Below are 7509 nucleotides of genomic sequence, written 5' to 3' on the forward strand. Positions count from 1 at the left end.
ACCTTCACCTCCGCGGCCTTGGCGTCCGAGGCGGGGGTGGGGGTCGGGGTCGGCGGTGCCTCGGTGGCGGGGCTGGCGGGGGCTCCGGGGCCGGTGTCGGCGGGGGCGCTCGCGTCCTGGCCGTCGATGGTGCGGTCGGCCTTGAGCGCGGCCCACAGCTGGTCCACGTCCGGGTGCACCAGGGCGACCCGCGGGCCCTCGTAGCGCCAGGGCACGGTCAGGAACTTGACGTCGTGCAGGTCGATGTCCTTGAGCGACGTGGCGAAGGAGAGCAGCTTGGCGGCCGAGCCGAGCCCCGGGTCGACGGTCAGCGACTTGGTCGCCGCGTCGGCCAGCGGCAGCAGGGTGGTCGGGTCCATGCCCTGGGACTTCACCTCCTTGATGAGGGAGGAGAGGAAGGCCTGCTGACGCTTGGTGCGGCCGATGTCGGAGCCGTCGCCGATGCCGTGCCGGACCCGCACGTAGTCCAGTGCGGACTGCCCCTCGACCTTTTGCTTGCCCTTGGGGAAGATCAGCTTCCCCTTGTGGCCGAGGTTGGGGTTGAGGTCCCCCTCGTGGATGTCGTTCGGCAGGCAGACCTCCACGCCGCCGACCGCCTTGGTCATCGAGGCGAAGCCGTTGAAGTCCACCACGATGGTGTGGTCGACGCGCAGGTTGGTCAGCTTCTCGACGGCGTTCTGGGTGCAGGCCGGGTTGCCCTGGTCACTGCCGCCGACCGAGAAGGCGCTGTTGAACATCACATTGGTCTGCTCCTTGGTCCACTTGCCGTTGGGGAGCTTGCACGGCGGGAGGGTGACCAGGGAGTCGCGGGGGATCGAGATGCCGACGGCGTGCTTGTGGTCGGCGTAGACGTGCAGCAGGATCGCGGTGTCCGAGCGGGCGCCGCCGTCCCCGCCGCCGCCCAGGTCGCTGTTGCCGTTGCCGCGGCTGTCCGAGCCGATCAGCAGGACGTTGACCGGGGTGCGGCCCTGGGCGTCCGGGCCCGCGGCCTCCGGGCGGTCCTTGCTGAGGGCGTCGCCGTCGAAGGTGCTGATGTTGCTGTTCAGCCGGTAGTAGAGGGCGCCGCCGCCGAGGACGGCGAGGGCGGTGCAGCCGGCGGTCGCCCAGAGCACCTTCTCCTTGGTGCTGCGCTTGGGCTTCTTCTTGGCCCGGCCCTCAGAACGGGTGGCCGGTATATCCGTGTTGTCCTGGTTCCGGCCGCTTCTGTGGCCTGCGGCCCGACGCCCGCCCGTCCGGTGCGGCGAATTCTCGGCTTCAGGGGAACCCTTGCGGCCAGGCACGTCGTCATCCTCCACAGTCGCCACACGAGCCCCCGTCGAAGCGGCGGGTTCGCGTGGCCCGGGGCCGGAGCCGATCCGGGCAGGGCCCGTCGCTAAACTTTTACACCGCTGTAGAACTTCAGTGGAGCATACTAGGCGCGGAAGCGAAAACCAGCTGGTCAGACCATGAGAAATTGGTCAGAGCGGCTGGTCCGTGCTGCTCCGCACGAGTGCGAGGAGCATGATGACTGATCGGATCATACGTTCGATGGCTGGTGCCCTGGTGGCCCTGCTGGCCGCCGTCGGCCTCACCGCCGCGGCATCGGGGCCGGCGGTCGCCGCGCCCCGAACCGCCGCGGCAGCCGTCGCCGACAACGACGTGCCCGCGAGCGCCTTGTCCGCGAGCAACATTTCGGCGAACACCTTGTCGGCGGGTGCCTCGTCCGCCGACACCGGGCAGGGGGGCCGCACCGAGGCGCGGGTCGCGTCGGCCGCCGACGCCACCCACCTCGCGGCCAAGGAGGAGAAGAAGAAAAAGGGCTTCTTCGCCAAGCTGGGCAAGTTCCTGCTGGTCGTGGTGATCCTGATCATCCTGTTCTTCGTGCTGCTGATCGTCGGGATCGTCTACCTCGTCAAGCGGATCTTCAGCCGCCGCAAGTAGCCGCCGGCGGGCCTCGACCGTGAGCGGTGACCGGTGGCTCTCGACCGCGAGCGGCCGCCCGCCGCCGTGACCCGGGCGTTCGCCGCCGCCTCCCGGGCGGCGGAGCCGGAACGACCGCCCGGGGCGGGCCACTTGACGGCGATTGGCCCTGTCCCGGATGCCGGGGCCGCCCCGAGGATGAGCGCCATGAGCGACTTCCACTCCCCCCGGGCCCCGCACCCGGCCCCCCGCACCGCCGACGGACCGCGCCCCGACACCCGGATCGTCCACCCGCCGCTCGCCGAGGTCACCGGCAGCCGCCCGCTCGGCGTGCCGCTGCACCAGGGCCACCTGTTCGCCTTCGAGACCGGCGACGCGCTCACCCGCGCCCACGGCGGACCGGACGGAGCCTTCTTCTACAACCGCTTCGGCAACCCCACCGTCCGCACGCTGGAACAGGCCGTCGCCGATCTGGAGGGCGGCACCGGCGCCCTCGCCACCGCCTCCGGCATGGGCGCGATCAGCACCACGCTGCTCGCCCTGCTGCGCGCCGGAGACCACGTCATCGCCCAGCGCAGCCTGTACGGCGGCACCGTCGGCGCACTGACCGACCTCACCGAGCGCTGGGGCGTCGAGGTCGACTACGTGAGCGGCGACGACCCCGCCGCGGTGGCCGCCGCGCTGCGCCCCGACACCCGGGTGCTGTTCCTGGAGACCGTCTCCAACCCCACCACCCGGGTCACCGACCTGCCCGGGCTGATCGCCGTCGCGAAGCGGGCCGGGGTGGTGAGCGTGGTGGACAACACCTTCGCGACCCCGCTGCTGTGCCGCCCGATCGAGCACGGCGCGGACATCGTGATCCACTCCGTGACCAAGTACCTGGGCGGGCACTCGGACGTCCTCGGCGGGATCGCCGTCTTCACCGATCCGGAGATCCACCACCGGGTCTGGCGGCGCTCGCTCGAACTCGGCGCCGCCGCCGATCCGTTCGCCGCCTGGCTGACCCTGCGCGGCATGCAGACCCTCGCCCTGCGGGTCCGCCGGCACTGCGACAGCGCGCTCGACCTGGCCGGCCGGCTCGCCGCCCACCCGGCGGTCACCGCCGTCCACTACCCGGGCCTGCCCACCCACCTCGACCACGAACGCGCCCGCCGCCTGCTCCCCGACGGCCACGGCGGCGTCCTCGCCTTCGACCTGGCCGGCGGGCGCGCGGCGGCCGGGGCGTTCACCGAGTCCGTCCGGCTCGCCTCGCTGGCCCCGTCGCTGGGCGATGTGCACACCCTGGTGCTGCACCCGGCCAGCACCTCCCACCGGCAGCTGTCGGACGAGGAGCTGGCGGCGGTGGGCATCGGCCCGGGGACGGTCCGGGTGTCGGTGGGCATCGAGCACCCGGAGGACATCTGGGCGGACCTGGAGCAGGCGCTGGCGAAGGTGTGAGCCCGGCAGGGGGCCGCCAGGGCCGGGTGGCGGCCCGTCAGCGCCGGCGCGGGCGGGCGACCAGCAACGCGATGTCGTCCTCCGCGGCCGGGGCCGGCGGTGGGACGAGGGAGTGGAGCAGGGCGTCGAGCAGGTCGTCGAGGTCCCCTTCGGCCGGCAGGCGAAGGGCCGCGAGCCGTTCCAGGGAGACGTCGATGTCCTCGCCCCGGCGCTCGACCAGGCCGTCGGTGTACAGCAGCAGGGTCTGCTCGGGGAGGAGCGGACGGGTGGTCTGCTGGTAGCCGCCGAGGCCGGTGCCGAGCGGCGGGCCGGTGGGGACGCGCAGCAGCGTGGTCGGGCGGCCGGGGGTGATCAGGGCGGGCGGCAGGTGGCCCGCGCTGGAGAGGGTCCAGCGGCCGCGGCCCGGGTCGGCGAGCGCCAGCAGGCAGGTCGCGGGGCGGGCGGAGTCGTCGGCGGAGATCACGTCGTCGAGCTGGCGCAGGATCCGGTGCGGGGGCAGGTCCATTCCGGCGAGGTCGCGCAGCGCGGAGCGGTAGTGGCTCATGTCGACGGCAGCCTCGACGCCGTGCCCCATGACGTCGCCCATCGCCAGCAGGGTGCGGCCGAACGGCAGCCGGACCGTCTCGAACCAGTCGCCGCCGACCACCGAGCTGCTCCCGGAGGGCAGGTAGCGGGAGGCGAGGGAGAGGTTCGGATGCGGGCTGCCGGGCTCGCTGAGCAGGGCCCGCTGGAGTTCCAGGGCGAGGCCCTGGGAGCGGGCGAAGCGGCGCGCGTTGTCGAGGGCCGTGGCGGCGCGGGCGGCGAGGTCGCCGAACAGGGCGGCCTCGTCGGGGGTGAACGCCGGAGAGGTGGCGGTGCGGCCGAGGGTGAGCAGTCCGATCAGCCGGCCCCGGGCGGCCAGCGGCAGGACCAGCAGTGAGGTCGTCCCGGGCGGGCAGGCGTCCTCGGACCCGGGCTCGGTGAGCACGGCGATGCCGCCGGCCAGGCTGCGGGCGGCAGCCGAGCCCTCCCGGTGGCGAATCGATTCGCCGGGTCGGGGCAGCTCGGCGAGGGCCGCGGTCAGCGCCGGTACGGACCGGGCACCGGCCCGGTGCAGCCGCCGGGGCGTGCCGTGGCCGGGCCCGGCCGGTTCGGCCTCGGGCGGCAGCAGGTCCACGGTGGCGAGTTCGGCGAGCCGGGGCACGGCGAAGGCGGCGAGTTCGGCGCCGGTGGTGCCGATGTCGAGGGTGGTGCCGATCCGTTCGGCGGCGGCGTCCAGCAGGGCGAGCCGGGCCCGGGCCTGCTCCAGCTCGCGCAGCTGGTCGCGGGCCGGGTCGGGGTCGTCCAGCACGACGACGATCACCCCGGTGGTCCGCCCGGCGCGCCGCAGTGCCCGGTAGCGCACCCGCAGGCCGGGGGGCACGGGAGAGCCCGCGCCGTCCGGGCCGCCGGTGGCGTGCTCGCGGGCGAGCCCGTCGGCGAGGACCCGGCGCAGGGTGGCGACGGCGCCCGCGAAGGCGGTGGTTCCGGCGGCGCGGCCGAGCAGGTCCGCGCGACGCAGCCCGGTGGCGGAAGTGAAGGCGGCGTTCAGGTACTGCCAGCGCAGCCGCTGGTCGAGCAGCGCGACGCCCACCGGGGCGGCGGCGAGGACCTCGCGCAGCCGCTCCGGATCGTCGTCGTCGCCACCGTCGTCGCCGCTGTCGCCGCCGGTGATCGCACCGAAGCGCGCGGCGAGGGCGGCCGCGGTCGCCGCCAGGGACCGGGAGCCCGGTGCCGCGGGCCGGGGGCCCTCCGATCGGTTGCCGTGCCGGAAGTGCATGAGCCCATGATCACGCGCCCGGGCGCGGCACGCCCACAACCGGGCGAAACGTTGACTGGCCGGAGACAGTGTTGTAACGGGCCTGCGGCCGACTTCGCGAGCTCCTCCCCGACGGTGCGGTGAACCCGGGTGAACGCCGGATGACCACCGGTCATACTTGGGCGGCGGCGCCCGGCCCCGGACGCCGCGGGCCGGCCACCCCACTCGGCCCGCGGCCTCACTCGGCTCGCGGCCCCGCCGACGGCGCCCGCGGACCACATGGACCACACGGACCACACGGACCACACCGGAGGAAACCCGATGAGCCCCCACCAGCCGACCAGTCGACCGGCGGCCGGGGCCCCCGGGGTGCCGTGGAACCGACAGCGGCTGCGCAGCAACAACGAGTGGCTGCTGCTGGAGCTGCTGCGCACCGGCGGCGGCTCCTCGCGCGCCCAGCTGGCCAGGGACACCGGTCTGTCGAAGCCGACCGTGTCGGCCGCGCTCGCCGATCTGGAGCGGGCCGGCCTGGTGCGCGAGGCCGGCCGTCTGGCCCCCGAACGGGGCCGTACCGCGGTGCTGTACGAAGTCGACCCGACGGCCGGGCACGTGCTCGGCGTGGACATCGGGCGGGCCCGGCTGCGGGTGGCGGTGGCGGACCTGGCCGGGACGGTCGTGGCCCGCCGGGACGTGGCCAACCGGGGCCGGTCGGCGAACGCCGTCGCGGACGCGGTGGTCGCCACCGCCCACGAGGCGATCGCGGAGGCGGGCCTGGCCACCGGGGACATCGTGCACGCCGTGATCGGCACCCCGGGGGTGTGGGACGAGCGGCGGCGCGGGGTCCGGTACGCCAGCAGCCTGCCCGGCTGGGGCAGGCCGGGGCTGTTCGACCGGATAGGCGAGGGCCTGGGGACGGCCGTCTCGGTGGCCAACGACGCCAACCTGGCGGCGCTCGGCGAGTACACCCGGGGCGCCGGACGGGGCAGCCGGATGTTCGCCTACCTGCTGGTCGGCACCGGGCTCGGGCTGGGCGTGGTGAAGGACGGCGAGCTGCTGGTCGGCGCGCACGGCGGGCTGGGCGAGATCGGCCTGGTCCCGATCCCGCTGCCGGAGCGGGACGGCGAGCCGGCCGCGACCATCGAGCAGGAGGCCGCCGCGGACGCGGTGGTGCGCGCCGCCCGGGAGTTCGGGCTGGACGCAGGGTCCGCGACGCGCCAGCTGACGGCGAAGCAGGTGTTCGAGCGGGCCCGGGCCGGGGAGGACGCGGCGGTCCGGGCGGTGGAGCGGGAGGCCGAGCGGCTGGCCTACGCGGTGGCCGTGCTGTCGGCCGTGCTGGACCCGGACCTGGTGGTGCTGGGCGGCGGGATCGGCAGCAGTGCGGACCTGCTCCTGGAGCCGTTGGAGCGGGCGCTGCACCGGCTCGCCCCGATGCGGCCGACGCTCGCGCCGAGCGCCCTGGGGGAGGAGGCGGTGCTGCTCGGCGCGGTCGCCACGGCGCTGGACACCGCACGGGCCGAGGTGTTCGAGCGTCGGACGGCGGGGCCGCGCTGACGGCTCGTCCCCCGCCGTGGCGGCGGCGCGGACGGGAAGGGCGGCGCGGACGGGAAGGGCGGCGCGGACGGGAAGGGCCGCGCGGACGGGACGCTCGGTGGCGAGGAGATCACGATCTGCCAACGAGTGAGGGTTCGGTGGACGGTGCGTATGCGATTCCTGCTTGAATCGCACGACTCATCCAAACGGAACGGAGCGTTCTCCTCCCATGTCTTCACGGATACCCGGTCGCCGCCGGGCGGGTCTGGCCGGCTTCGCCGGACTCGTCCTCACCGTCGGCCTGGCGCTGACCGGTTGCGACCCGTCGGCGGCCGACGGCGGTGCCACGGCCTCGGCCACGCCGACCGTCGCCGCCACCTCGGCTCCGGCGGCCGCCCCGGCGACCACCCCGCCGGCGCCCGCCGCACCCGAGCCCGCCCCGGCGACCACCCCGCCGGCCCAGCCGACGCCCGCCGCGCCGGTGGCCACGCCGCCTCCGGTCGCGCCTCCGGCCCAGCCCACCGCCCCGGCGCAGCCGCCCGTCACCAAGGCGCCGCAGCCGAAGGTGACCACCGCCCAGCCGCCGACCGACCCGGAGCCCCCGGCGGCGGCCGGCGGCAGCGCGGGCTGCGAGATCCGCTCGAACGCGGGCAACTGCTACGAGGCCGGACAGTTCTGCCGCAACGCGGACCTGGGCAAGAGCACCCACGAGGCCAGTGGCCGGGTGATCTACTGCCGGATGGTCAGCGGCAAGCCGCACTGGCAGGCCTGAGGTTCCTCGGGGGCGAATCCGCCTGAGGCCCGGGCTGCTTGAGGCACGGGCTTCCTGAGGTCGGGGCTGCGTGAGGCCGGGGAAGCCCCCCGGC

At 75.1% G+C, this 7509-nt stretch carries 6 protein-coding genes; 4 read left to right on the forward strand and 2 right to left on the reverse strand.

Annotated elements, in window-relative coordinates; genetic code table 11:
• On the reverse strand, positions 1–1112 hold a 1112-nt coding region (locus ACFRMQ_RS35190; RefSeq protein WP_380734867.1), incomplete at its 3' end, for an LCP family protein.
• Positions 1113–1527: 415 nt separating this feature from the next.
• On the opposite strand from ACFRMQ_RS35190, the gene ACFRMQ_RS35195 reads away from it, so the two are divergent.
• Entirely contained in the window at positions 1528–1920 is a 393-nt protein-coding gene (locus tag ACFRMQ_RS35195) for a hypothetical protein (RefSeq protein ID WP_380734868.1), read from the forward strand.
• A 186-nt stretch (positions 1921–2106) separates the two neighbouring features.
• Positions 2107–3336 carry a trans-sulfuration enzyme family protein gene (locus ACFRMQ_RS35200; protein WP_380734869.1) on the forward strand — a complete coding sequence of 410 codons (1230 nt, stop codon included), beginning with the start codon at positions 2107–2109 and terminating at the stop codon, positions 3334–3336.
• Positions 3337–3373: 37 nt separating this feature from the next.
• On the opposite strand, the gene ACFRMQ_RS35205 is transcribed toward ACFRMQ_RS35200, so the two are convergent.
• Positions 3374–5134 (reverse strand): SpoIIE family protein phosphatase, encoded by a 1761-nt coding sequence (locus ACFRMQ_RS35205; protein WP_380734871.1) that lies wholly within the window; start codon positions 5132–5134, stop codon positions 3374–3376.
• Positions 5135–5434: 300 nt separating this feature from the next.
• On the opposite strand from ACFRMQ_RS35205, the gene ACFRMQ_RS35210 reads away from it, so the two are divergent.
• Positions 5435–6664: an ROK family protein gene (locus tag ACFRMQ_RS35210; RefSeq protein WP_380734872.1), complete on the forward strand. Its 1230-nt coding sequence runs from the start codon at positions 5435–5437 to the stop codon at positions 6662–6664.
• 208 nt (positions 6665–6872) lie between these two features.
• Positions 6873–7415 carry a hypothetical protein gene (locus tag ACFRMQ_RS35215; RefSeq protein WP_380734873.1) on the forward strand — a complete coding sequence of 181 codons (543 nt, stop codon included), beginning with the start codon at positions 6873–6875 and terminating at the stop codon, positions 7413–7415.
• Positions 7416–7509: the final 94 nt, after the last annotated feature.

Origin of the sequence: Kitasatospora sp. NPDC056783, from assembly GCF_042789895.1 — a bacterium.
Lineage (GTDB): Bacteria > Actinomycetota > Actinomycetes > Streptomycetales > Streptomycetaceae > Kitasatospora.

What these genes read in the sequence shown, in the direction of transcription:
- ACFRMQ_RS35195 (WP_380734868.1), top strand. Translation starts at nt 1,528, where the DNA reads ATGGCTGGTGCCCTGGTGGCCCTGCTGGCCGCCGTCGGCCTCACCGCC.
- ACFRMQ_RS35200 (WP_380734869.1), top strand. Translation starts at nt 2,107, where the DNA reads ATGAGCGACTTCCACTCCCCCCGGGCCCCGCACCCGGCCCCCCGCACC.
- ACFRMQ_RS35205 (WP_380734871.1), bottom strand. Translation starts at nt 5,134, where the DNA reads ATGCACTTCCGGCACGGCAACCGATCGGAGGGCCCCCGGCCCGCGGCA.
- ACFRMQ_RS35210 (WP_380734872.1), top strand. Translation starts at nt 5,435, where the DNA reads ATGAGCCCCCACCAGCCGACCAGTCGACCGGCGGCCGGGGCCCCCGGG.
- ACFRMQ_RS35215 (WP_380734873.1), top strand. Translation starts at nt 6,873, where the DNA reads ATGTCTTCACGGATACCCGGTCGCCGCCGGGCGGGTCTGGCCGGCTTC.